Source organism: Fodinibius sp. GM21 (assembly GCF_058386955.1).
This window is the reverse complement of record NZ_JBYEIQ010000001.1, coordinates 484,586-509,789: the sequence shown is the minus strand read 5'-3', so window position 1 is coordinate 509,789 and position 25,204 is coordinate 484,586. Positions and strand designations below refer to the sequence as shown.

20 protein-coding genes and 1 tRNA gene are annotated in these 25,204 nt (G+C 43.0%); 3 read left to right on the top strand and 18 right to left on the bottom strand.

From position 1 onward, the window contains the following. Position 1: 1 nt before the first annotated feature. Positions 2 to 595 carry an SPOR domain-containing protein gene (locus ACT3IB_RS01975; RefSeq protein ID WP_491537342.1) on the top strand — a complete coding sequence of 198 codons (594 nt, stop codon included), beginning with the start codon at positions 2 to 4 and terminating at the stop codon, positions 593 to 595. A 206-nt stretch (positions 596 to 801) separates the two neighbouring features. After that, on the top strand, positions 802 to 1,986 hold the full coding sequence (locus ACT3IB_RS01970; protein ID WP_491537341.1) for a serine hydrolase domain-containing protein: 1,185 nt from the start codon (positions 802 to 804) through the stop codon (positions 1,984 to 1,986). A gap of 14 nt (positions 1,987 to 2,000) precedes the next feature. On the opposite strand, the gene ychF is transcribed toward ACT3IB_RS01970, so the two are convergent. The 4 genes from ychF to ACT3IB_RS01950 all read right to left on the bottom strand — a co-directional run bounded on the left by ychF (position 2,001) and on the right by ACT3IB_RS01950 (position 4,435). Next, positions 2,001 to 3,095 carry a redox-regulated ATPase YchF gene (gene ychF, locus ACT3IB_RS01965; protein WP_491537340.1) on the bottom strand — a complete coding sequence of 365 codons (1,095 nt, stop codon included), beginning with the start codon at positions 3,093 to 3,095 and terminating at the stop codon, positions 2,001 to 2,003. A 45-nt stretch (positions 3,096 to 3,140) separates the two neighbouring features. Continuing rightward, positions 3,141 to 3,806: a metallophosphoesterase family protein gene (locus tag ACT3IB_RS01960; protein ID WP_491537339.1), complete on the bottom strand. Its 666-nt coding sequence runs from the start codon at positions 3,804 to 3,806 to the stop codon at positions 3,141 to 3,143. Between the two features lie 12 nt (positions 3,807 to 3,818). Then, positions 3,819 to 4,283, bottom strand: coding sequence for a transcription antitermination factor NusB (nusB, locus tag ACT3IB_RS01955; RefSeq protein WP_491537338.1), 465 nt, complete (start codon positions 4,281 to 4,283; stop codon positions 3,819 to 3,821). Between the two features lie 77 nt (positions 4,284 to 4,360). After that, positions 4,361 to 4,435, bottom strand: a tRNA-Val gene (locus ACT3IB_RS01950). A gap of 188 nt (positions 4,436 to 4,623) precedes the next feature. On the opposite strand from ACT3IB_RS01950, the gene ACT3IB_RS01945 reads away from it, so the two are divergent. Then, a complete protein-coding gene (locus tag ACT3IB_RS01945) occupies positions 4,624 to 5,544 on the top strand; it encodes a c-type cytochrome (RefSeq protein ID WP_491537337.1) in 921 nt (306 codons plus the stop codon). Between the two features lie 134 nt (positions 5,545 to 5,678). Here ACT3IB_RS01945 and ACT3IB_RS01940 read toward each other — a convergent pair whose 3' ends face one another. The 14 genes from ACT3IB_RS01940 to phoU all read right to left on the bottom strand — a co-directional run bounded on the left by ACT3IB_RS01940 (position 5,679) and on the right by phoU (position 25,172). Then, the gene (locus tag ACT3IB_RS01940; protein ID WP_491537336.1) at positions 5,679 to 7,118 is read right to left on the bottom strand and encodes an efflux transporter outer membrane subunit; all 1,440 of its coding nucleotides are present in this window, start codon (positions 7,116 to 7,118) and stop codon (positions 5,679 to 5,681) included. 32 nt (positions 7,119 to 7,150) lie between these two features. Beyond that, positions 7,151 to 10,303, bottom strand: a complete 3,153-nt coding sequence (locus ACT3IB_RS01935) for an efflux RND transporter permease subunit (RefSeq protein ID WP_491537335.1) — start codon at positions 10,301 to 10,303, stop codon at positions 7,151 to 7,153. 45 nt (positions 10,304 to 10,348) lie between these two features. Then, positions 10,349 to 11,536: an efflux RND transporter periplasmic adaptor subunit gene (locus tag ACT3IB_RS01930; protein WP_491537334.1), complete on the bottom strand. Its 1,188-nt coding sequence runs from the start codon at positions 11,534 to 11,536 to the stop codon at positions 10,349 to 10,351. A gap of 58 nt (positions 11,537 to 11,594) precedes the next feature. Further along, the gene (locus ACT3IB_RS01925; protein ID WP_491537333.1) at positions 11,595 to 12,041 is read right to left on the bottom strand and encodes a MarR family winged helix-turn-helix transcriptional regulator; all 447 of its coding nucleotides are present in this window, start codon (positions 12,039 to 12,041) and stop codon (positions 11,595 to 11,597) included. Between the two features lie 185 nt (positions 12,042 to 12,226). Beyond that, positions 12,227 to 13,270: a UDP-glucose--hexose-1-phosphate uridylyltransferase gene (locus tag ACT3IB_RS01920; RefSeq protein WP_491537332.1), complete on the bottom strand. Its 1,044-nt coding sequence runs from the start codon at positions 13,268 to 13,270 to the stop codon at positions 12,227 to 12,229. Between the two features lie 21 nt (positions 13,271 to 13,291). Further along, a complete protein-coding gene (locus tag ACT3IB_RS01915) occupies positions 13,292 to 14,473 on the bottom strand; it encodes a galactokinase (protein ID WP_491537331.1) in 1,182 nt (393 codons plus the stop codon). Positions 14,474 to 14,503: 30 nt separating this feature from the next. Next, complete coding sequence (locus ACT3IB_RS01910) at positions 14,504 to 16,141, bottom strand: sodium/sugar symporter (protein ID WP_491537330.1); 1,638 nt, start codon at positions 16,139 to 16,141, stop codon at positions 14,504 to 14,506. Between the two features lie 24 nt (positions 16,142 to 16,165). Continuing rightward, on the bottom strand, positions 16,166 to 17,149 hold the full coding sequence (locus tag ACT3IB_RS01905; RefSeq protein ID WP_491537329.1) for a DUF5107 domain-containing protein: 984 nt from the start codon (positions 17,147 to 17,149) through the stop codon (positions 16,166 to 16,168). Positions 17,150 to 17,188: 39 nt separating this feature from the next. Next, on the bottom strand, positions 17,189 to 18,295 hold the full coding sequence (locus tag ACT3IB_RS01900; protein ID WP_491537328.1) for a glycoside hydrolase family 53 protein: 1,107 nt from the start codon (positions 18,293 to 18,295) through the stop codon (positions 17,189 to 17,191). Positions 18,296 to 18,392: 97 nt separating this feature from the next. Further along, positions 18,393 to 20,804 (bottom strand): glycoside hydrolase family 2 protein, encoded by a 2,412-nt coding sequence (locus tag ACT3IB_RS01895; protein ID WP_491537327.1) that lies wholly within the window; start codon positions 20,802 to 20,804, stop codon positions 18,393 to 18,395. Between the two features lie 6 nt (positions 20,805 to 20,810). Continuing rightward, complete coding sequence (locus tag ACT3IB_RS01890; RefSeq protein ID WP_491537326.1) at positions 20,811 to 22,034, bottom strand: glycoside hydrolase family 53 protein; 1,224 nt, start codon at positions 22,032 to 22,034, stop codon at positions 20,811 to 20,813. Positions 22,035 to 22,188: 154 nt separating this feature from the next. Next, positions 22,189 to 23,217, bottom strand: coding sequence for a LacI family DNA-binding transcriptional regulator (locus ACT3IB_RS01885; RefSeq protein ID WP_491537325.1), 1,029 nt, complete (start codon positions 23,215 to 23,217; stop codon positions 22,189 to 22,191). Positions 23,218 to 23,314: 97 nt separating this feature from the next. Beyond that, positions 23,315 to 24,349: a hypothetical protein gene (locus ACT3IB_RS01880; RefSeq protein ID WP_491537324.1), complete on the bottom strand. Its 1,035-nt coding sequence runs from the start codon at positions 24,347 to 24,349 to the stop codon at positions 23,315 to 23,317. A 118-nt stretch (positions 24,350 to 24,467) separates the two neighbouring features. After that, complete coding sequence (gene phoU / locus ACT3IB_RS01875) at positions 24,468 to 25,172, bottom strand: phosphate signaling complex protein PhoU (protein ID WP_491537323.1); 705 nt, start codon at positions 25,170 to 25,172, stop codon at positions 24,468 to 24,470. Between the last annotated feature and the right edge of the window lie 32 nt (positions 25,173 to 25,204).

Genomic DNA, 25,204 nt, shown 5'->3' with positions numbered 1-25,204 from the left:
TATGAATTATTTTTCTCGCTGCTTTTCACTCTCTTTTATTATCCTGTTGGTTGTTGGAATCATCAGTTGTAAAACAACCGAGCAAACAACTCCCGATCAGGAAGATCCTACTGCAACTGAAGGCGACGAACCATTGTCCAAATTTGTAGCGATGCTTGATGCAACCAGAAGTAGCTTGAGTGATGTATATTTATCCCAAAAACAGGATATCCCGGATATATATTTGAAGGCCGATTCAGCCGGAGAGCAGGTCAATCGAAATCCATATGATGGCTACCGCATACAGATTCTTTCTACCCGCAATGTTGAACAGGCTGATTCAGTTGCCAATTCATTTCGGATGTGGTCCGATTCCACTATTACCGGCTATGAAGCGGATGCCTATGTCTCATTTCGGCAACCGCAATTCAAAGTGCATGTGGGAGATTTTCAAATCAGAGAACAAGCCAATAGATTTTCCCGTTTAATTAAAAAACGGTATCCGGATGCATGGGTGGTGCATGACCGAATTGAACCTTCTGATGTACCTGCCGATACGGCATCATTCTCGTTTATCAAAAAAGATACAACTGCTACTCAAGAAGACGATTTTTGACCTGCACATTGATTCTATCCTGAAGTTAAGTTAGTAACACTCTCCTTTTCTCAATTTTAAGAGTGTATTGTGAGATTTCCATATCAGTGTTACTCCCTATCCTACCATAGCTATTTACAGGTGGTCACAGCATAAGGATTTCCGTGAAACAGAACCTTTCTCTTTTCGTAATCAAGATGCTATTCACAATAAAATTCATTCATATTATGAGAAAGCTTACTCTACAAGCCATTGTACTGCTTTGCGTATTTCCTTCTCTTTTAATGGGACAGGTTGTTGAAAAAGAATATAAACCACTTCTCAAATCAGCAAAGAAATCCAACTCCGATGCACTGGTGGTACTCAAAGACGGTGAGAAGGTTGTGGAATTCTACTCTGACAATAAAACCAAAAAAATACAGACCATGTCAGTTACAAAGTCGGTAGTTGGGCTGGCCATGACAAAACTTTTTTCTGATGGGGTTATTGATTCCATTGATGTGCCGGTAGCCGAATATTATCCAGAATGGCAGCAAGGTCAGAAAAAAGACATAACAATTAAACATTTAATGAACCATACCTCCGGCCTACAAAATGTTAAAAATGCCAATGTTGAGGTAAATCCTGCAGCTGATAAAATCCAACTCGGGCTCTGTGCTTCCGTCGTCAATGATCCTGGATCGACATTCAGTTACAACAACAAGGCGGTGAATATTCTATCAGGTATCATAAAAAAAGTGACTGGTGAGCCTATTGATGACTATCTACAAAAGAATTTATTCAATACGATGAATATCACAGATTACCAATGGGCAACCGATGAGGAAGGAAATCATGTAGCAATGTCCGGGTTGCAAATGCACGCCTATGATCTGGCAAAAATTGGTCAATTGGTACTGCAAAAAGGTGCTTGGAATGGGAACCAATTGATTGATAAACAATGGATAAATACAATGTTAAATGACACACCTTCAAATACCAATGAATACGGTTTGCTTTGGTGGCGAATTCAAAAAAATAAGAAATATCTCATAGGCGATGAACAAATTAATGAAATGAAAGAAGCCGATGTACCGGAACGTTTTATAACGAAAATGGAAAGTATCAAAGGAGAATATGACACCCAAGGAGGCGTAGTAGATGCCATTCGAAGTGAATTTAAAAATAGAAAACAAATGGTTGAATTTCGTAAAGCCACATTAGGCCGAGACATAGCTCCTTATTCAAAATCAATCAGCGGCCCTGCTATTGGTTATAAAGCATCCGGTGACCTTGGTCAATATATAGTCATTTATCCCAGTGAAAACATAGTAGCGGTTCGCATGATACAAAGAACCGAAGATTTTAACCCAAAGACTGATTACTTTGGAACCTTTCCAAAAATGGTGTACCAGTTTGCAAAAGAAAATTGAGCGATGCTCCAGCGTCAGACATTAAAACGGAAAAGCATTACATCTCCATCCTGGACGATGTAATCTTTTCCCTCCTGACGCATTTCTCCGGCATTCTTAACGGCCTTTTCTGAACCGAGCTCTTTATAGGTCTCATAGCTGACCGTTTCAGCGCGAATAAATCCACGTTCGAAATCACTGTGGATTACCCCTGCGGCTTCGGGTGCCTTGGCTCCTTTACGTACGGTCCAGGCTCGTGTTTCTTTTGGACCTGTGGTGAAATAGGTAATCAATCCCAGCTCTTTATAAGCCGCACGAATCAAGCGCTCCAATCCGGCACTTTCAACTCCGAGTTCTTCCAAAAACATTTGCCGTTCATCATCGTCAAGTTCGGCTATTTCTTCCTCGATTTTCGCACAAAAGGTTACGACTTCATCATCAAAACGCGCGGCAATCTCTTTGACCTCATCTACCCATTCGTTACCGTCATCAAGATCTTCTTCCGAAACATTGCAAGCATAAAGCACCGGTTTGTCAGAAAGCAGAAACAACTCTTGATAAGCCTTTCGCTCTTCTTCATCGGCATCGAAAGCACGAGCAGCGTTCCCCGTTTCAAGATGCTCCTTTAGTCGCTCCACAATTTCCAGCTTTTGAAGAGTCTCTTTTTCGCCGCTTTTGGCTTCCTTTTTGAGCTTTTCATAACGTTTTTCAACGGTTTCAAGATCTTTAAGGATAAGCTCATCTTCAATAATGTGAATGTCACGTTTGGGATTAACATCTCCTTCAACATGTACTACGTTTTCATCATCAAAACAGCGAACCACATGCACGATCAAGTCCACCTCGCGTATATGAGATAAGAAAGCATTCCCTTTTCCCTTGCCTTCGGATGCCCCCTTTACCAATCCTGCGATATCAACAAATTCGACGCTGGTCGGTATTTTTTCTTCCGATCCCACAATATCATACAAGGTATCAAGCCGTTCATCAGGGACGGGTACTACACCGATATTGGGGTCAATAGTACAAAAAGGGAAATTTGCCGCATCAGCACCGGCATCACTTAACGCATTAAACAAAGTGGACTTTCCTACGTTAGGAAGTCCTACAATTCCACATCGTAAACTCATGTATTACAAGTAGTTAAAAATATTAATCAATTAGTTATTAAAAAATCAGTCGATTGCTGTTTGCTGCAAAAATTCTTCTTCGGGCAACTTCACAGCTGTTAATTTTCCGTATCCCACCCTATCAAAAACACAACCGGTATCTATGCCAATCATATTCTCTTTTTGAATAGGTTTGGGGCGGGGCGTATGTCCAAATACCACCGTTTTTTCCCAAGGAGTTTCAAACGCATTTAGATGAGAGCGTTCCCATAAAAATTCCTGTACTTCATTTTCATCTTCAATGCTGTCGGCTATCGTTCTCGCGGGTGAAAGGCCGGCATGGACAAAAAAGTAATGCTCGGTGTCGTAATACAAACGCGTATTTTCATAAAATTCCTTATGGCTTTCAGGTAGCTTCATTTCTATCCCCTCTCGCTCATACGATTCTATAGTAGCCCTACCCCCATTCATAAGCCATAAGTCCTTTCTATTCTGATGGAGCGCATCCAAAAGCATCTGCTCATGATTACCCCGCAAAAAAACACAGTCAACCTTTTCTCTAAAATCCAACAGGTAATCTACGACTTGTTTAGATCCCGGACCTCGATCTATGTAGTCCCCAACAAAAACGAACTGACGGTCGTAATAAGGCTCCAGCTTTTCCAACAGAGCTTTCATAGAATGAAAACAACCATGGATATCACCAATCGCTATATATTTCTGATCACTCACGATAGAATATCCTTATGATTTGAAGGAAGATTCAATAAGTCCACGGCCTTTTTTATTAATACGGCCATCGCTTTTGAGCTGTTCAAGTGCAGAATCTAAAATGCCGTTGATAAAATTCCCCGATTTCTTTGTCGAATACTTCTTAGCAATTTCAATAGCCTCATTGATGGATACCTTGGTTGGAATCTGCTCGTAATATAGAAACTCAGTAATAGCTATACGCAGCAACAAACGATCAATTGCATTGAGTCGACCCAACCGCCAGTTATTTAGATGCTTCTGGATAATTTCGTCAATCTCATCTTGATTATTTACGATTTTAAGAAACAATCGCTCGGCAAATTTGAAGATCTCGGTGTCATTCGACAACCTCGGTTTTATCACCGATTTGATAATATCCTCCCATTTCCCTTTTCCTATCTCATTGGCATAAAGGGCCTGTAAAACTACTTCTCGTGCTTCTCTGCGTTGTGCCATTTCTATCTGTCACCAATTTTTCCGTCAAAATGAAAAAGCCTGTCATACCCTATGGGGCAACAGGCTTTAGCTGTATGTGGGTGCTACTGGATTCGAACCAGTGACCTCTACCGTGTCGGGGTAGCGCTCTAAACCAACTGAGCTAAGCACCCAAAATTGAGGGGCATTACATCAATTCAAGAGCGCTAAATATACACATCTTTTACCTTTGATGACAACCTTGTTTCGTCATTAATATTGCATCATTATTTTTAGAGAAAAGTACCAATTTATAACTCGCACTGACATCAACATTTTGTTTTATTGTATAAAATATTCAGAATCTAATAATCCCATATTTATGAAATTACCATCGGCACTTCTTGGAGTTACACTTTTTATGATATTCGCTTTACTGTCCGGATGTCAAATGGATGATTCTTCCCAGATGAGTAGATCACAACAACAACAGATGCAGTCGACCTTTAAATCAATGCAGCAATCACATAGAACGATGCTTACGCAATTCGAGAAAGATTCTGCTTCTATGCCAGATGAAATGAAAATGCTCTACTCACAAATGCGGAAAATGCATCAACAGATGTCTGAGAATCACAAACACATGATGTCCGGCCATAAGAAAAAAGGGATGGGCATGCAGCAGGATAATAAGAAAATGCGAAAGCGCCGTCAGGTGCGCAGGCAGATGCAAAACAAAATGAGTCGGGAATGGTATAGTCAAATGCAGAGCATGCATGACCAAATGGCCCGCCAACATGAGCAAATGAATCACCCCCGAAAAGCGAAACAGCATCGAAAAATGGGCGAAGGATATGGCAAGATGAAGAACATGGTTCCCGGAAACAATCCATCTTCGAATGAGCCCGTCAATCAAAATGCAGATCCTGCCTTTTTAAATGGCGCCAACCTTTATACTCAAAACTGTGCCTCTTGTCATGGCAGCAGTGCACAGGGAATTGGCAATGCCTTTCCCCCTCTTGTTAATTCAGAATGGATAACCGCTGAAAAGTCGGTTCCGGTTCGAATTGTCATGGATGGATTGAGTGGCAAAATTCAAGTCAGTGGAGCATCCTACAATGGAACAATGCCTTCTTTTAAAGCCCGACTCAGCATGGCAGAAATAGCAGCTATAATTAATTATCTGCGTGATAAAAGTGATGGGGATCATCCTCAAATAACCCAGGAAGAGGTTATCGAAATTTCCAAAACCTATCAAAATCGCAATATGCCATGGCAACCGAATGAGCTATTAGGTGAATAGGAAAAGATTTCTTTCATTGAACCACATAGATAAAGGAAAGTCGCACCTTTCACAGTGCGACTCTCGTTAGGGATACACAGTAGCAGGTTAGACTACTGTGCTTTATAGGTTCTCAAAAAAAACTCATTGAATTACTATTCGTCACTTTGTTGGATAACAGATTTATTCCATCCACCACCCAGAGCACGATAAAGGTTTACCCCAGCGGTCAATTGCTGTAGCTTATTATTGATATCAGATAACTGAGCTGACAAATAATTCTGCTGTGCTGTCAACACTTCAGTGTAATTTGCTTCGCCATATTGCAATAACTCCCGAGAGTACTCAACAGCCTTTTCCAGAGCCTCCAGCTGTCTTCTGCTCAGTTCTCTTTTCTCTTCCGCATTGTTATATGAGCTCAAGGCATTTGATACTTCACTGCTGGCAGTAATGATTGTGCTTCGAAGTTCTAATTTGGCCTGTTCTTGCCGGGCTTTACTTCGTTTTAATTGCGCTTTGTTTTGCCCCCTATTTAAAATAGGCTGTGTAATACCGGCAATCAGGTTGTAGAATACTGAACCCGGCTGAAAGAGATCATCCGTTTTCAGGCTTTGATAGCCGCCTTCCGCCGTAAGGCGAAACGAAGGATAAAATTGGGCCCTGGCATTGTTCGTGATTTCAAAAGCAGATCGGAACGAATGCTCTGCTGCAATAATATCGGGCCGATTTCTTAGCAATTGTGCAGGGACACCGGTAGCAAGTGAATCTATAGGAGACTGTTCTGCTAAGCTGTTACGTTGAATACTTCCGGGAGCTCGGCCAAGCAAAATGCTAAGTGCATGTTCTTGTTCCGTAATCTGCTGGCGTAATTCCGGAATCGTCACTTCAGCTGCATAGCGATTGGCTATACTTTGCTGTAACGAAACCCCTGTTACCAATCCACTTTCTTTTAAACTTCTGATAGCCTCAACATCCTGCCTGCGATTTTTGACGGTTTCTTTGGTAATTTCCAACTGCTTGTCAAGAGCCAACAATCGATAGTAGGAATTTGCAACTTGAGCTATGAGCCGCGTTTGCACCGCTCGACGCGTGGCTTCTGCCTGTAACAATGCGGCAAAACTTGCTTGCTTGGCACTGGTCAGTTTTCCCCATACATCAAGCTCCCAGCTGGAGCTCATAGAAACTGAATAACGCTCACTGGCTGGAATTGATCCAATTCCTACCCCACCGAAACTGCTGGCATTATCGGATTGCTCATTATACGAGGCATCAGCTCCTAAAGACAATGTCGGCAACATGCTCATTTGCCCCTGATAAAAGTCAGCTTCTGCAATACGAATTTGCTCGATGGCACTCCGAAGCTGAAGATTATTTTGCAGTGCTTCCTGAATAAGATCTCGCAGTTGGGGATCCTTAAACACCTCTTGCCAAGGCATATCGGCCAGCGTTGTGCTATCCATTTTCACCTTTTCAAAAGGGTACAAGTTTTCGGACTGCATTTCCGGCTGCTCGTACGATTTAGTGGCAATACATGACGATAATGAAACCATAATAACCAGCGCCGCTATCAATGTAGAATAATGACGATAAAACATAGAGTCAGTTAAATAATTTGTAGATTCGTTAATCACGGATTTATAATTTTTTCTCTGCGTTTTTTAACGACTTCCGGCGGACCTGAAATCTTTTCCTGAAGCTTTTGAAAGATGATGAAAAGAACCGGTATCACCAGCAATCCAACAAAGGTTCCAATGAACATTCCTCCTGCTGTACCGATACCAATAGATTGATTCGCATTTGCGTTAATACCCGTTGCCAAGGCCAAAGGAAGCAAACCAGCAATAAAAGCAAAAGAGGTCATCAGGATTGGTCGAAGTCGAGCTTCAGCCCCGTCAATAGCGGCCTTTACAATACTCATACCCTCTTCTCGGCGACGCTGAAGACCAAACTCGACCACCAGAATGGCGTTCTTAGCTAAGAGTCCCATCAACATAATGGCCGAAATTTGCAGGTAGATATTATTGGCTACCCCAAAGATGTTGGCAAAAATAAATGATCCCATCAGTCCGATTGGAAGCGGCAAAATTACTGCCCAAGGCACCAAATAGCTTTCATATTGAGCACTCAGAAAGAAGTAGACAAAGAGTAGGCAAAGCGCAAAAATGACAATTTCTTGCCCGCTGGACTGACTTTCTTCCCTCGTCAGTCCGGAATAGGCATAGGAATAGTCATCAGAGATTTCTTCCTCAAAAATTTCTTCAATCGCCTGTATAGCATCACCGGAACTGTACCCCGGATTGGTGGCCCCGGTCACCTCCACAGAATTAAAGAGATTAAATCGTGATATATTTTGTGGCCCGTATACGCGCTCAAGATCTACAAACGAGCTCAGAGGCGCCATCTGTCCATTTTGATTGCGGACTGAAATCTGCTGTAAACTTTCTTCAGAGCCCCGAGCTTCGGCATCTGCCTGTACATATACGCGGTACAGTTTACCAAAACGAGTAAAATTGGAAACGTACAATCCACCGTAATACGACTGCATCACATTCATAATTGACTGTACGGAAAACCCGGCCCGCTGGGCCTTCGGCACATCAACATTTACCATATATTGTGGGTAATCGGTCTGAAAATATGATGACGCATATTGTATCTCAGGACGTTGAAACAGTTTCTGCTGGACTCTTTTACTTACTTGATCTAACTGTTCAAGCGAACCACTTGATCGATCCTGAATATTTACCGTAAAGCCACTGGTGTTTCCAAAGCCCGAGATAACCGGTGGAGCAAAAAAGGATATATTAGCCTCTTTTAAACCCGACGTTTTTTTTCTCAACAAGTTGATTGCCGCGTTAACATCCATATCTCGATCATCCCAATGCTTTAGCTTGCCGACAATAAATCCATACTGACTTCCGGATCCACTTAGAAGTCCGAATCCTGATATTGCAAGACGAGAATCAATAACTTCGGTATCCGCCATAATCTGGTCAATCTCAGCCATCACATCTTTGGTCCGTTCCAGTGAAGCCGACGGCGGCAGACTTACATTTGCGAAGAATGTTCCTTGGTCTTCGTCAGGAACAAAGCCCGTAGGCGTCGTTTGAAACAAAAACCCAAAAATTCCAATAGCGGCAATAACAACAGCTACAGCTGCCCAAGCATTACGCGTAAAAAAGCCCAACACCTTCCGGTAACGATACTTTCCTACTTCAAAAACTGCATTAAAAGCGATGGCAAAACGATCAACAAATGACTTCTTTTCACCGATCTGTTTTTGCTCGGGTTTAAGCACCAAAGCACACAATGCCGGACTTAACGTCAGAGCGTTAACTGCGGATATGATGATAGCCGTTGCCAGGGTAATACCAAACTGTTGAAAGAAAACTCCCGTAGATCCTGTTATGAACGTTACGGGAACAAATATTGCGGCCATAACCAATGTGATGGAAACGATGGCGCCTGCAATTTCATCCATTCCCTCAATAGCAGCCTCCATTCCCGACTCGGCCCCCTCCTCGAGCTTGGCATGAATAATCTCCACCACAATAATGGCGTCATCTACTACAATTCCAATCGCCAGCACCAACGCAAAGAGCGTTAATAAATTGACGCTATATCCAAATATGTTGAGGAAGAAAAAGGTTCCGATAATAGACACCGGTACAGCAATAGCAGGAATTAAGGTTGATCGCCAGTCCTGTAAAAACACAAATACCACAATAAATACAAGGATAAAGGCCTCTAAAAAGGTCACAAATAGCTTGTTGATGGATGCCGTCAAAAAGCTGTTTGCATCAAACACGGTGGTATATTCGATATCGTCAGGGAAATCTGCTGATGCCGCCTCAATTTCGGCCTTCACATTTTCGACCACTTCCTGGGCATTGGCGCCCGCTGTTTTAGATACAAACATCCCCACGCTGGGCCCACCGTTGGCAGTACTGTGAACACTGTAGGTCTGGGACCCCAACTCCACCTCGGCAACATCTCCAAGGCGAAGCATCTCCCCGTTTTCAGAACCTTCGCGGATAATAATATCCCTGTACTCCGGCGCGGTTGAAAGGCGTCCCTTGTACTTCATGGTATACTGAAAAGCCTGTCCACTATTTTCTCCGATGGTTCCGGGAGCCGCTACAAAACTCTGATCATTTAGAGCGGTTATGACATCCGAAGGCACCAAATTGTAGGAGGCCATTTTATCCGGCTTCATCCATATTCGCATCGAATAGGTATTAGCACCAAATGCATCGGCGGTTCCCACTCCATTTACACGTTGAAGACGCGGAATCAAATTAATACGGGCATAATTTTCCAAAAACGTACCGTCATGAGTACCCTCAGGACTATACATGGTAAAGATTAACAAGCGGCTGGTCTGCTGTTTCTGAGTAGTAACGCCAGTCTGTGTTACCTCTTGTGGCAGCAGATTGGAAGCCTGCGAAACACGGTTTTGCACATTTACCGCAGCGATATCCGGATCCGTACCGAGCTCGAAATAAACCTGGATTTGAGCACGTCCGTTGTTACTGGCCGTGGAACTCATATAAGTCATTCCTTCCACCCCATTGATCTGTTCCTCAAGCGGAGCCACAACACTGTTTAATACAGTTTCGGCATTTGCACCGGGATAAGTTGCCGAAACCTGAATGGTTGGCGGAGCAATATCGGGATACAGAGAAACAGGCAGCGCGTTATAGCCGAGATATCCCAGAATGACAAGAATAATAGAAATAACCGTAGATAGTACCGGTCGCTGTATAAATCGTTTAATCATTGTATTACAACTCTAAACTTACAAAAACATTAATTTGACAGGGTATTACTTATTAGCCGACAGAGTCTGATATAAACTGTCTGCATCAACAGGGTTTGCCTGGATCTTTGTACCGTCATCCAACTGAGCAATTCCAGAGCTGATAACACGATCTCCTTTTGAAAGCCCCTCATTAACAACAAATAACTGCTTCGTATCGACAGGCAGTAAGGAAATTTCCCGACTTTCAACCGTACTGCTATCCGTTACAACGTAGGCAAAACGTTTATTTTGAATTTCGTAAGTAGCTCTTTTGGGGATGACTATAGCTGCATCCTGGTCAAAAGGTATCTGCACATTTCCTGATCCACCGCTTCGCAGAATTTCTTTTGGATTTGGGAATGTAGCACGAAATGAAGCCGACCCGGTTTCTCTGTCTATCAATCCACTGGCCAATTTAAGCTTACCCTTGTGCTCGTATTTTGTATTATCGGCAAGCAACAATTTCACCTCAGGCATTTCTGCCACCCGCTGCTGAACTGTTTTATTACCTTCATTACTAGATACGGTTTGCGCCATCTCCAACAGCTCACGCTCACTCATAGAAAAATAGGCATACACCTCTGAGATATCAGAAACAATTGTCATTGGTTGAGCAATAGAACTATTCACCAAACTTCCAATACGATACGGAATGGTTCCAATTATTCCGGTAACAGGACTTTTAACTTTAGTATAACCCAGATTTACCTGAGCGTTTTTTAGGCGGGATTCAGCCTGGGCTAAAGCCGCCTGATTCGATTCCAATTCATTTTTAGCGGATTGAAGCTGGTACTGACTAACGATCTCTTTGTCTACCAAACTTTGCAAGCGTTCCACCTCATCCTCGGCTGTACTCACTCGTGCTTTGGCCGCCTGAATGTCAGCTTTTGCCGACCGTACCTCCTGTTGATACTCCTCGTTATTCAAGGTAAACAGTACTTGGCCTTTGGATACCCAATCGCCTTCATCCACATGCATTTCTACAATATAACCGGGCACGCGGGGACGAATTTCAACCGTTTGTTTCCCTTCCAGTGTTGCCGGATAGGTACTTGTCAATTCAATACTACGAGGCTGAAGATCAAGCACAGGAAATTGTTGCACCTGCTGCTGCCCACGCTGTTGATTCGCACCTCCACAAGAAGAAATTAACAGAGGTATTACTGATAAGATAATCAAATAGGTGATTCCCAAACTATGCGATTTGCTCATGTTACTTTGCTTATTCAAATTAATTATTTATTGGTCTTTAATTGATTGATAACGTCAACTATTGGTCACTTAAAAATTCATACATTTTTGACAACGCATCTTCAAACTCTTTGGTCTCAATGTTTTCAATTTTCCCGGTTATCGCTTTATCAAGCTGTTGATCAACAGCACGAGCCTTTTCCAAAACTTTAATACCCGGCTTGGTGACTAACAGCAATTTTCTTCTTTTATCCTTCTCATCTTTAACCCGGGTTACGAAGTGATTTTTTTCTAACCCATCAATATGTCGAAGTACTGCTGACTTATCTCTATCCACAATTTCAGCCAATTCCTGGAGAATAAGTCCATCCTCGTTATCTAAAATATTAAGGATAAAAAACTGTTCTATGGTTAAATTAATTCCTTCTTTCTGAAATTGCTTTTTTAAACTTCGGATCATTTCTTTGACCACATAAGCCATACGGCATCCGGTCGTTTCACAGTACAATTTTTGACGTAAACCCATAAGTTAATATCTGTTCAATAAAATAAGATCAGCAAAGATAACTATATTTAGTTGACATAATCAACTAATAAGTTCTAAAAATTTACTCCCAATATGTTTGATATCCTTATAAGTACTTTTCGGTATTCAAAATAAAAAGGCCCGATTAATTCCGGGCCCCTGAAAGTATACTATATGGTTTTCCGTTACTCTGCTTTGTAATGAATATCTGATAAGTCTTTAATGAGTTCAGCACTGGCTTCGGGCGTTATATCGCGCTGTGGCGTTCCCAGCATTTCGTATCCAACCCGAAACTTTTTTACCGTGGCGGAACGCAACAACGGGGGATAAAAATGCATGTGGAAATGCCATTCCGGATGCTCTTTTCCATCTGTTGGAGCGGGATGGAATCCGGCGGAATAGGGAAAGGAGACTTCGAATATGTTATCGAATTTTACCGTAATCTGCTTCACAATATCAGCCAAGCCATCCTTTTCGGCTTCACTTATATCGGTGAAACGTCCAAACGGCCGGCGACTAATCAATAATGTTTCAAACGGCCAGAACGCCCAGTAAGGCACTACTACTACAAAATGTTCGTTGGATACCACCACTCGCTCATCCCGTTCCAGTTCTAAATCCAGATAGTCTGATAGCAATGTATTTCCGTGCTCTTCGTAATATTTAATCTGTCGCTTCAACTCTTTTGAGGGCTCATCGGGAATGGTCTGCTGCGCCCAGATCTGTCCATGCGGATGCGGGTTGCTGCACCCCATAATCTCGCCCTTGTTCTCGAATATCTGCACGTAATTTATGTAGTCACGACTACCCAACTGTGTATACTCATCAACCCACAGATCCACCACATCGCGGATTTGGGAAAGCTCCATCTCGGGCAGCGTTAAATCGTGACGGGGCGAAAAGCAAATCACCCGACAAATACCCTTCTCCCCTTTGGCAACCAGCAAATCGTCAGTATTTACCTCTTCAGAAGGCACATCGGGCTTTAGTGCGCTAAAATCGTTGGTAAATACAAAAGTAGATTTGTACTTCGGATTACTGGCATCGCCCGCACGATCGTTACCGGGACACAAATAACATTCAGGATCATATTCAGGTTTTGTATCACCGGGCGTTTCCTCCTCTTGCCCCTGCCACGGACGTTTGGCCCGGTGTGGTGATACTTGCACCCATTCTCCGGTTAATGGATTCCAGCGACGATGTGAATGGTTATCGAGATCAAGTGACATAGATTTCCTCTCTATTATTAATTACGACGATGTTACCTTCTGCCCGGATATCAAGTGTGTGCCGGAAGATACGTTCGTTCGGTATACTTTTATCTGTTTGTCCATCTGCTGCTGATATTTTTCCCTGACCTGCTTGGTGAAAGAATCAACATGATCTTTCTTAACGATATTGATTGTGCACCCACCAAATCCACCGCCCATCATACGAGCGCCGAATACCCCTTTCAAATTACGAGCAATATCAACCAAGACATCAAGCTCCTTGCAACTAACCTCATATTCGTGGCGAAGTCCGGCATGCGATTGATACATTCGTTGCCCAAAAGAATGCAAGGCCCCCTGCCGCAAGTCATTACACGCCTGAATAACTCGTTTATTTTCTTCTACCACATATTTACATCGCTTGAATATGGTCGGATCCATATCCTTTTCGTGTCGAAACAGTAGAGAAAGCTCCACATCCCGAAGGCTTTCAATTTCAGGATCCCACTGTTGCAAAGTCTCTACCCCCTGCTCGCATTGCTTCCGGCGCACATTATATTCTGATGAAGCAAGTTCACGACGCACCTGCGTATCACACAATACGATCTGGATATCATCCCGGTTAAATGGAAAATACTCATAATCGAGGCTGCGGCAATCAAGCTTCAGGGCATATCCCTCCTTACCATTTAAACTGGCAAATTGATCCATGATGCCGCACTGCACACCCACAAATTCGTTTTCTGCTTTTTGGGCTATTTTTGCCATTTCTACCGGAGGAATCTCCCAATCGTTGAGCTCCGCTAGTCCAAATAATACGCCGCCTTCTAAGGCCGCCGACGATGACATTCCCGCCCCAATGGGCACATTCCCACCGAACACACAATCAAATCCCTCAACCTTATAGCCATGCTTTCGGAGCTCGTCGACCACTCCTAACAGATAATTCGGCCATCCCAGATCACTTTGCTCAACAGCTTCGGAAATATCAGTTTCAAATGACTCCTCTTTATCCACCGCATAAAACCGACAGGTGTTCTTATCATTTGGATATATCGCCAGTACAATGCTTTTATCAACCGCAGCAGGCAACACAAATCCATCATTATAATCGGTGTGTTCGCCTATAAGGTTAACCCGTCCCGGTGATTTTACCAGCTCATAACGATCCCCAAAACGGCTTTGAAACTCTTCTTCGATTTGTTGAATCAACTGCTCCATAAATCAATAATTAAAACATTGGTGTTCTGCTTACCAGAATACAGCATATAATACGGCCACTATGACCAGAATAATGTACGCCCCGATATTGAAGGCCGGGCTGGTTTTAAACATTTCGGCGGTTGTGTGTATGGCTTTGGGATCTTCATCATGCGGATTCGTCGTCAAGCTAACGCCCATAATAATCACGATTGTGAGAATGAGCGTATACAGCATCTGATCCAAAAACGGAAGTTGAACCGCCGGGGTTTTTAAGAACACTGCAATTACAATGGATGAAAGCACCCCGTAGATAGCCCCTTTGGAGGTCGTTTTCTTCCAGAATAGTCCCATAAGAAATACCGCCAGTATGCCCGGACTCACCATGCCGGTATACTCTTGGATATACTGAAAAACCTGCGGCACATTATCGAGCTGTGGTGCCACAATAATAGCCGTTATTAGGGCAATTGATGCGGATATTCGTCCCATATTTACCGTCTGTTTATCGGTAGCATCTTTATTGAAATACGGGATATAAATATCCATCGTAAAAATAGTCGCCACTGAATTAAGCATCGAAGCCATGGACGAAACAATAGCCGCGGCAAGCGCTGCTACCACCAATCCAAGAAATCCGGGCGACAGAAATACCTTCATCAGCCAGGGATAGGCATTATCATATTGAATACTTCCATCTGCTTTGGTAAATACATCGACGACACCGGAAATCTGAGTGGTTCCCTCAGGCTGGGTAAACAAGACGTACACAATGATACCGGGAATAACCACAATTAGGGGAATAATAAGCTTTAAAAAGCCGGCAAAAATAATCCCCTTTTGGGACTCCTTTAATGACTTTGCGGCCAACGTTCGCTGGATGATATACTGGTTGAATCCCCAATAATACAAATTAGCAACCCACATCCCTCCGATTAATACGGCGATGCCCGGTAGATTACTAAACTCGGGATTTGATTGATCCAAAATCATATCAAACTTGTCCCCTGCCACCTCATAAAGATGAGCAATACCGTTGAAAATACCACCATCGGGAGTCAGGTTGTAGAGGCCAGCAAAAGTAACCACACAACCACCTAGAACCAGTAACCCTACCTGTATCACATCGGTCCATGCTACAGCCGAAAGGCCACCATATAGCGAATAAGCAGCGGCTATTGCTGACAGACCAATCAGAGCATACATCATCAAGCTACCGTCCCCCGTACCCATAATGGTGTCAAGTGCCAATGCTCCCAAGTAGAGCACGGTTGTAAGATTCACAAAAACAAAGAGGGCGATCCAAAAAACTGCTAAAATCGTCTTAAGCGTCGTATTAAAACGCTGTTCAACAAATTCCGGAATCGTGAAAATTTCTTTCTCAATAAAAATCGGCAATAGGTATTTACCGACAATAATCAGTGTAACCGCTGCCATCCATTCGTAGGAGGCGATAGCTAGACCCACGGCAAAGCCCGAACCCGACATCCCGATAATCTGCTCGGCCGAAATGTTGGCAGCTATCAATGAAGCACCAATAGCCCACCAGGGAAGCGACTTTCCTGCCAGAAAGTAGTCCTCTGCCGTTTTTTGGTATCCCTTTTCCTCTCGTGAAACCCAAAGACCGATACCGACAATCATTAAAGCATAGGCGCAAAATACAATCGTGTCAATTAGCGAAAATTCCATAAAGAGTATCCGTAAATCTAATTATTAAATTTTGTGTCTACCTTCTATTAATTCAATATCAACCTGCCAACATTGTATGCTCATCGGTGATATTTTTAGCTGATCTCCCCATTTGCAGGCTTCCTTTAGAGAATCTGGACGTGCATTACAGGGTTCCAGAGCCAAAGTATATTCTGTTGAACCAGCATCTTCGGGCCATCCACCATAACATAACCAAATCCCCAAAAAAGGAACCTGATCGGTATTAAAAGAAAACACCAGGCTTTCATCACTATGTTTTTTGTAAAGCCCTGCTCTACCTTTTTTCAACCGGTTGCTAAATAATTTAGCTGCAAAATTCATCGATTTATTTTGTACATAAGTAAAATCAATATTTGAATTATTCCCAAGTACTTTTGGCCATGAAAGCCGATCACCAAGATCTCCAATTTCTGAATTTGATGACCAATTCAAAATAACTTCACGAATCTCATCCGGTAAAAGAAGCTCATCTCCCTCATTAATTTTCAGCAACGGATGAGCCGACCAGATAAAATCAAATGGAACCTCCTCAAAACTTTCCACTTCGTATGTTATCTGAATTTGAGATCCATCGAGCTCGATATGTTTAGCAAACCGGTAATTAAGCTGCTCGCCATGCGTCCACAATGATATCGCATCTTCACGATCCTCGTATTTCCACGCTTTCGTCCATAGCTCTCCATGATCGGGAAGATCAATTTCCTTTTCTTTGAACTCATATTTCGAGGGCGCAACATTGGGAAAACACTCATCAAATCCGGCTGCATTCGGTGGAAGAAACTTATCGCCATAACGAGGTTTTGAAAATAGCTGATAATCGATCCGTGGCTCCTTCAAAAATTGCGTGCCAGACCGTTTATTTTGCAATTTTACCATTTTGCCCCCCAAATCCGGAATAACCGCTATCTTAAGTTTCTCATTTTCTATCTCTACAACCGGCATGGTGTGTTGATTTTTTTGCTGCATATCTAAAACATCAATAGCCATAATAACATCTTATTTAGTTCGATCTCAGACTTATCTCTTCTAATCGGGTATGCCCTGCTCTTCTTTTTGGCCCAGTCGATATTTGTTAAATACATCCATCACCGGTAAAGCATTACCCTCTTCATCGAAATAACTTCGTGCTCCCAGCCCCCCTTCTACTGCTGGCTCCCACCAAAAAATGCCCTTTATTTTGGGGGATGAGGTATTGAGCAGCGTCTCATTTACGGATTCCAAAAACTCGCGCTGTCCGGCTGGCGTTTCGGGATATGGAGCCACCGCATCCTTATATTCGGATGGTTGCCAGTGGTAGGCCGTTTCTACCAGAATAATATCCTTGGTGAAATTTTCAACCAGTGATAATAGGTTTTCGCGCAGCTCAAGTAGATTTCCATGCCACCATGGGTAATACGAAAGTCCAATAATATCATAGGGAATATTATAAGAATTGAACTTATCGTAATATTTTTTGGTGCCGTCGGCATCTGCACCCTGATCATAGTGTATCATAATCAGTGGGCGTGCGGCCTGCCCACGTCCGGCATCTACGCCATCCACCCCGGCTTTTACCAGCTTGGCAAAGTTGTCCCAATTTTCAGGCAACTTACCTGTAGGCCAAAGCATTCCGTTACGTGTTTCATTACCGATCTGCACCATTTCGGGCATGACGCCTGCCTTCCGAAAAGCTTCAATCGTATTCTTAGTATATTGATAGACTGAGTCAGCTAACACATCTACCGACAACCCTTTCCATGCGGCGGGTATCGGCTGTTTGCCGGGATCGGCCCAGCTGTCGGCATAGTGATAGTCGAGCAGAAATTTGAATGCCCGCTTCTCTGCTTCTTGCGCTAATTCAATAGTGTATTCCAAGTCGTTGGGCAACTCGTTGGGAGAATGAAACAGGCGGAGGCGTATCCAGTTGTAGCCGTGAGCTTTGAAAATATCTAGTCCGGGTTTTACTTGCCCGTTGTCTTTGAACTGCTTGCCATTATCTTCGGCACTTTTAAGGAAAGACATATCAGCGCCCACAGCGTAGGTAATATCGGCGGTACCTTCGGATTTAGTGGAGTCTTGGGCAAATCCGGGTTGAACTAATGCTAAAACTCCTATTAATGTAATCAGTGCGGCTTTTTTTAAAAGTGGAAACATAGGATATAATTTATTTACTGGCTGATCATCCCCCTGCCCCCTTCGAAGGGGGAAATACGAGTGCTTTTCCCGTAAAGGGAATGATAATTTCTGATTTTTATTCTTTGTAAGATTCTATTTCTATCTGGCTGGTTGCCTGTTCTAATTCGTCATTCGTGGCAGTGATTGTTACCAAATCCGCTTCATCACCCGCTCGAAGCAAGATCGTGGCAATACCGGCTTCGGCACTTATAGGATTCTGCCCAACAAGTTCTGCCCCTCCTTCTACCTCAAAACTGATATCATTTTCAGCATCAGGAACAACCGTTCCGTTTTCATCCACTACCGAAGCGTACACAAACACCACATCTTTTTGTCCGGCTTCGAGAGGCTTATTACTGAGGTCGATATCCAGTTCAATAGCAGATGGTTCGCCGGGCGTAATTTGGGTATGCTCGGCCACTTCTGTACCATCGATATATCCAACAGCACGCAGCGTGCCAGGCTCAAATTCATTAATTTCAAACGTAAAGGTCGGATGATTTAAATGGCTCGAAACACGGTCGCTGTCCGGCGATTGTCGTCCCAGTGATTCCCCATTCAAAAAGAGCTCTACCTCTTTGATGTTGCTGTACACTTTGGCCGTGGTGAAATCCTCATCCGACCAATAGTTAGCAATATAGACCATTGGTTTACCGAATTTGGCATCATCACTCAAATTTGGTCCGGCCTGACTTCGATAGAAGTAATAGGTAAACTTGGGAATGCGGAAAATATCGCGAATGCCCGAAGCTTCCAGGTTGTCGGCATAGCCACGGTTATAGTCATACATTACCCAGTTGGCATCCCCGAAAGAATTCCCCCTTCGATTACTGTTGTGCGCTTCCTGAAAATTTAAAGCCTGTTGAGCTAAACGCTTTTGTCCGTCCCCGCGCAACTGACGCGAATTACGCGCTTCTTCTGTGAGATCCTCAAACTCATCCTGATTAAATCCGGCATTATGCGCATAGTATTCCCAATCACCATATTCAGCAATAAAATAGGGTTTATCGGTCTCGTAATTATTCCAGTACTCCGGGGGATCGGCATGCTGACGCGCGGGAATAAATACATCATAAGCGTAATCCATCCATCCAGTAGAGTATGTATTATTGAACGGCAGCTCGTCATGGACGATCGCATGAGCGCTATCCATAAAGGCCTCAGGCATATTTGATTCGTTCAAGGAAGCCTCCCAAAGTACAATACTTGGATGATTTCGATCTCGGCGAATCATCTGACGGACATCCCGGTAGGCCAGCTGCTGAAATCCTTCATCGCCAAAAAATTGCCAGCCGGGAATAGCATTCATAAAAAGCAGTCCGAGTTTATCTGCGGCATCCAAAAAAGTGGGCGACGGCGGATAGTGAGCCGTGCGGATAAAGTTAAATCCGGCTTTCTTAATTTTGTAGGCATCCCGGTACTGGGCCTTATCCGACAGCGCATAACCGATATACGGGTAGGATTGATGGCGGTTCGTTCCCCGAAGTTGCAGCACTTCTCCATTCAACACAAATTGTCCATCCTCGTTAAAATGGAAGGTACGAATACCGACGTTCTCCCGCTTGGAATCAACGACTTTTCCATCCTTTTCCAGTTCTACCGTTACCGAATACAAATACGGATTATCGGGCGACCACAAGCTGGGATTTTCAACACTAAATTCTTGCTCAATTTGCCTAAAATTTCCTGCAGCAATTTCTTTGGCGGATGTTTGAGCTTCTCCTATAACGTTGCCATCCTTATCACGAAGCACGGTTTTTACTACTCCTGACTGTGGCTGATTTCCTGAATTCAGCAGGTCGGCCTGCACATGAACTATGGCCGACTCATCCGATACTTTCGAACTTCGAACCAGTAATCCTCCACCGGCTACCCGCTCAGCGGAAATGGGATCAGAAATATGCAGCTTATCATCCATCAGCAGATAAGCGTTACGATAGAGTCCGCTGAAATAATTGAAATCCAGATTGTCGATGGGTTTCCCGGGAGGGATGGTGGGATTATCTTCATTATTGAGCTTCACCAGCAGCACGTTTTCCTGATCAAATTGTACTTTATCGGTAATATCCACCACAAACGGCAGGTATCCGCCCTTATGCTTGGTCAGTTTTTCGCCATTGAGATAGACATCAGCCTCATGCATGGCCGCGCCAAATTTTACGGCAATGCGTTTGTCGTTGTGTTCAGATGCAAGCTCAAAAAATTTGCGATAAAAGGCCGTTCCCTGCCACTGCTGATCCTCAATCACCAGGGGCTCGATATGAGCAGTATGCGGTAGGGAAATATTCTCCCAGTTGACTTCACTCTCCCTAACAAAATAGTCCGCCACCACCGTGGTGTCGATGTCGCGGGCAAACTGCCAGTCGCTATTAAAATTTGTTGTAGTGTTATCGGAGAAATCCGTCGTTACACTCTCCGGCTGACATCCCACCATAAATAACAATGGAATAAGAAGTATGAATTTGTAAATGGATAACATTGATTTCATAAATAGTTAATTGCGTTCATGTTCATGCCTCAAAAATTCAAAACCAATATGTGTATTCCCCTCAAAATCGAAGAGCGTATTATTTTCCCACGAAGAGCCAGCGCCCCATTGTGTTTTTATACCAGAGGTTATCCAAGCCGGCTCCCAGTAAAAAAGTCCGGCGCCCCCGCCCTCCATAACTTCTTTGGTTAGGTCGATCATAAAATCGCGTTGACCTTCTTTCGTAGCCGGATATCCATTTACAAGCGCATCCTGACCAAATTGATTGTTGTAATCATCGGCATAATCCATCGTCCAAGGGTAAGCCGTCTCTACAATCATGACTTCTTTATCGAAGCTATCACGAAAATCAGCAATATAATCGCTAATTTCCTTGAGCTGGACATCGGACCACGGGGTATAATAGGAAAACCCGATGATATCGAAATCGGAGACATTACCGGTAGTCGTCATGTTATCGAACCACCAAGATACATTTTCGGGCTGGGCAATGTGTAGTATGATTTTCGTATCCCCATCTTTGCTGGAGGCGACATCGCGTACCGCCTGAATACCGCTATTAATAATTTCTCCGGCATTACTCCAGTTATCATCACACACATTAAGCGCCGGAAAATCCTGAGGTGCATTGCTGTACATCAGTCCACAGTTGGTTTCGTTGCCTATTTGCACGTATTCAGGCATTAATCCCTCACTGTCAAGATGCTCGAGGGTTTCCCTGGTATAATCATAAACGGCATCTTTCAACTCATCCAAGTCAGTAATATCGCGCCAAGCCTTGGGAATATTTTGCTGTTTGGGATCGGCCCAGGTATCCGAATAGTGAAAATCCAGCGTCACCTCCATACCGTGTGCCTTTGACTCGCGAATTGCCTCAGTAACATCTTCCAAATTGTTGTACATGGGATTATCAGATCCTTCATATAACTCTGCGGTCCATTCCGGATTGTGCCACAGACGGAATCGAGCCACATCGGTCCCATAATCACTGAATATTTTATAGGGATTTTCGACTTTGCCTGAATCGCGGTAGGAACCACCCAGATCCAAAATCTGATTTACATAAGAAAGGTCGGCTCCCATTACAAAATCCCCGGTTGTTTCCTCGGGTGGTGTTGGTTCGTTACCATTGCCTCCGTTATTATTATCCCTGTTGACAGTTGGCGAATCTCCCCGACAAGAAACGATGGTCAAGCAGAAAAAAAGGAGCAGCATTTTTTTTACCAACATAATTAAACCCTCAATAATGGGCGTAACCGGCTACACCCCGAGCAATAATTAGATATATGTTAACGATAACATACCGTTTTAAAAATATAAGACTCTAAATTAGTATATCAAATACGATTAATAAACTTTTTGAAATAAAAAGCTTCAGGAGTCTTTACTCTGCGCGGCAACCGCATGAAGATCGTATTTTTAAAGTAGTGGGAACCTCGATTTTTTCCACCGCCGCATCATCATCTTCAATATAAGTAATCAACTTTTTAGCAGCCTGTTCTCCCATTTTATAGGCAGGTTGATGAACGGTCGTCAAGGGAACATCCAACAAAGAAGAACGGATATCGTCCGTAAAGCCAACAATGGCAATATCATCTGGAATGGATAATCCAAATTCCCCAATGGCATCAATAGCTCCAATAGCAGTAGGATCATTAACAGCCACTACTGCCTCTGGTAAATGGCCGGCACTATCTTGCAAGAGCTTCCACATTGCCTTATACCCAGTATCTTCACGAAAGCCTGACTGAATAATCCAATCTTTATTACATGCTAAATCATGAGCATCAAGTGCATCTTTAAATCCCTGAAGACGCTCTTTACCAATGGATACTTTCTGTGGCCCGCTCAAATGGGCGATTTGGGAGTAACCATGCTCAATAATCAAATGCTCAGTAATTTTCTTGCTGCTCTCCCGATCATTAACGCTAACGCAACTTGCGCCGATATCTTCAATGCAACGGTCAAAAAAAACAATTTTTGTCCCTCCCTCTATGATGTTCTCATAAAACGAATAATCCTCTCGGGTAAGGGATGAGGAAATCAACAATCCGTCAACACGCTGGCTTCTCAGAGTTTCAATTGCTTCCTTTTCGCGATCAAATTGCTCGTTGGCATTAGTGAGGAAAAGCTGATAATCAGAATTATAAGCCACTTCTTCGATACCCCTTACCACTTCGGGAAAAAATGCATGGGTAATTTCAGGTATCACAACCCCTAGCGTGTGAGTTTTTCGAGAAACCAGACTTTTGGCCACGCGATTGGGCGTATAGCCCATGCTCTGTGCTTTTTCCCGAATTCGCTGCTTGGTTTTTTTATCAACGTTATCACGGTCGTTCAAAGCACGAGAAACCGTCATGGCCGAAACGCCCAGCGCTTCAGCTATGTGTTTAAGCGTTACATTAGAGCCCACAAGATTTGTATTAAATTACCCTTTGTGCCCGCTTAAGGTAATCATATTTATCCTTTTTTATTAATACAGAATGATACTATCTGAAGATAACAACTAATTAAAAGGACCAATATAGTGTTAATCTCGGTATTATATCGGTTTCAGGAGACATGCCCTGGTTGTTCTCACCGTATATAATCGCCTCCAAGTTGGGCATCAAATGTACCTGATTGGCAAGTGAAAAGTCAGCCCCTGCAACCAAGAAAGTTGATTCAACCCCCTCTGCAAAAGGAATATATGAATTACCGCTTCCCCCTCTATATTCGTCAAAAAGATGATCGGCACGCAAATATCCTTTCGTCGTTTCACTGATTTTAAAATTGGTAAAGACAGATACGAGATCCAGTTTTCTCGCTGGTAACCCCAGCTGTCCTTCATGATACTGGTAAGAATACAACGCACCTACATTCACATCTTCAGATTGATATCCGCCAAATAACTGCCCGGTGTAAATGTCCGGATCATTGGTCTGGCTATTGTAGTCGGCATACCCTTCTATAATAATGTTGTCGGTAAGATCGTATCCCAATGATAACATCACCTTTTTACCTCGGTCAATTTCGGGCTTGTTACTGTTCCCGTTACCGAAAAAGAAGTGATAGTTAAGGTCCTTGTCCCGGCCAAACTGTCCTTTAAATGCTAGTCCAAAATCCCGTGAACTGCCATAATCATACAAATCCTGCGGTGATTTTTGGACTGACCGATATCCCCAAACATCTTCCGTTAATCCAAAAGTAGGAGTGGATGAAATTCCCGCCAGAATCTGATGATTTTCATTCTGCCATTTTAAGTATGCATCTTTTACGTTGGGTATCATTTCCGGGTCAGACTGAAAATCACCCGCTGAATTCATCTCGAGGCGGACCCGAGTTGAGAAGGCCTCATTTAAGTCCCGATCGTAGGTTACGTAAATACGACGAATCCAAAATCCATTTTTGCCTTCAATATCTTCATCATGATGCTGAGCCATCCAGTAGTAATCACTGTACACCCGCCCGCTCAGGCTTGCATCCTCACCTAAAGATATTTGTGCAATTGTTTCAGTGGTTAAAAAACATAGAAATAGTAAACCCAGGGCTGTAATACGTTTCATAGCTTATTTTTTTTAAATGTGCTGATCAATTTTTGTGCTTAGTATAACTGCAGAAGTTGGTTAGGTACTTTGCGATAGGTTTTTTAGAGCTGCAGCTTTAATCCTTTAAATAAAACAACTAGCTATCTGATTCTCCGTTGTCGTTATTATTTTTTGTTTTCATCTTTTTATGCTTGAGCACTTTAGCCTCAAGATAGAAGATAAGTTCTTCGGCAATATTTTTGGATAGATCCCCCACCCGTTCCAGCTTTCTGACGATGGAAAAGAGATACAAATAATTTTTAGTTTGACTTACATCCTGTTCAATTAGTTCTGCCGTTGATCCCGAAACCTCACGATTGATTTGATTCAGCGTTTCATCAAGACGAAAAACTTTTCTTGCAAGACTGGTATCTTCTGTGATAAAGGCATTAAAAATGTTGCTTACCATCTTGTTCGCCGTATCATACATCTCATCAAGACGCATGGTTTTCAAGGTCTCTTCATCAATTTTATGACCAAAATCCACGATGTATTTGGCAATACTATTGGCATGATCGCCGATACGTTCTAAATCAGAATTGATCTTAAAAGAAGCCATCACAAAACGTAAATCCACGGCTACCGGATTATGGAGAGCTAATAAATTTTCGCAATCCCGATCAATGGTAAGCTCCAGGCTGTCCACTCGTTTCTCATTGGCCATAATTTCGTGGGCCAGCTCTTCGTCAAAATCATGCAGAGATTTTTGTCCCTTTTCAAGCTGATTTTTAACCAAGAACATCAACTCTAAAACATTGTCTTTTAATAACTTGAGTTCGCTATCCAAATGTTGTGGTGCCATCTTTATAAATTTTTATATAATAGTTGACTAAC

Bases quoted from the DNA above. Each gene is read 5' to 3' on its own strand.
- phoU (WP_491537323.1), bottom strand. From the start codon at position 25,172: ATGGCACCACAACATTTGGATAGCGAACTCAAGTTATTAAAAGACAAT.
- ACT3IB_RS01905 (WP_491537329.1), bottom strand. From the start codon at position 17,149: ATGGCTATTGATGTTTTAGATATGCAGCAAAAAAATCAACACACCATG.
- ACT3IB_RS01900 (WP_491537328.1), bottom strand. From the start codon at position 18,295: ATGTTTCCACTTTTAAAAAAAGCCGCACTGATTACATTAATAGGAGTT.
- ACT3IB_RS01920 (WP_491537332.1), bottom strand. From the start codon at position 13,270: ATGTCACTTGATCTCGATAACCATTCACATCGTCGCTGGAATCCATTA.
- ACT3IB_RS01925 (WP_491537333.1), bottom strand. From the start codon at position 12,041: ATGGGTTTACGTCAAAAATTGTACTGTGAAACGACCGGATGCCGTATG.
- ACT3IB_RS01915 (WP_491537331.1), bottom strand. From the start codon at position 14,473: ATGGAGCAGTTGATTCAACAAATCGAAGAAGAGTTTCAAAGCCGTTTT.
- ychF (WP_491537340.1), bottom strand. From the start codon at position 3,095: ATGAGTTTACGATGTGGAATTGTAGGACTTCCTAACGTAGGAAAGTCC.
- ACT3IB_RS01930 (WP_491537334.1), bottom strand. From the start codon at position 11,536: ATGAGCAAATCGCATAGTTTGGGAATCACCTATTTGATTATCTTATCA.
- ACT3IB_RS01880 (WP_491537324.1), bottom strand. From the start codon at position 24,349: ATGAAACGTATTACAGCCCTGGGTTTACTATTTCTATGTTTTTTAACC.
- ACT3IB_RS01940 (WP_491537336.1), bottom strand. From the start codon at position 7,118: ATGTTTTATCGTCATTATTCTACATTGATAGCGGCGCTGGTTATTATG.
- ACT3IB_RS01970 (WP_491537341.1), top strand. From the start codon at position 802: ATGAGAAAGCTTACTCTACAAGCCATTGTACTGCTTTGCGTATTTCCT.
- ACT3IB_RS01890 (WP_491537326.1), bottom strand. From the start codon at position 22,034: ATGTTGGTAAAAAAAATGCTGCTCCTTTTTTTCTGCTTGACCATCGTT.
- ACT3IB_RS01935 (WP_491537335.1), bottom strand. From the start codon at position 10,303: ATGATTAAACGATTTATACAGCGACCGGTACTATCTACGGTTATTTCT.
- ACT3IB_RS01895 (WP_491537327.1), bottom strand. From the start codon at position 20,804: ATGAAATCAATGTTATCCATTTACAAATTCATACTTCTTATTCCATTG.
- ACT3IB_RS01975 (WP_491537342.1), top strand. From the start codon at position 2: ATGAATTATTTTTCTCGCTGCTTTTCACTCTCTTTTATTATCCTGTTG.
- ACT3IB_RS01910 (WP_491537330.1), bottom strand. From the start codon at position 16,141: ATGGAATTTTCGCTAATTGACACGATTGTATTTTGCGCCTATGCTTTA.
- ACT3IB_RS01945 (WP_491537337.1), top strand. From the start codon at position 4,624: ATGAAATTACCATCGGCACTTCTTGGAGTTACACTTTTTATGATATTC.
- nusB (WP_491537338.1), bottom strand. From the start codon at position 4,283: ATGGCACAACGCAGAGAAGCACGAGAAGTAGTTTTACAGGCCCTTTAT.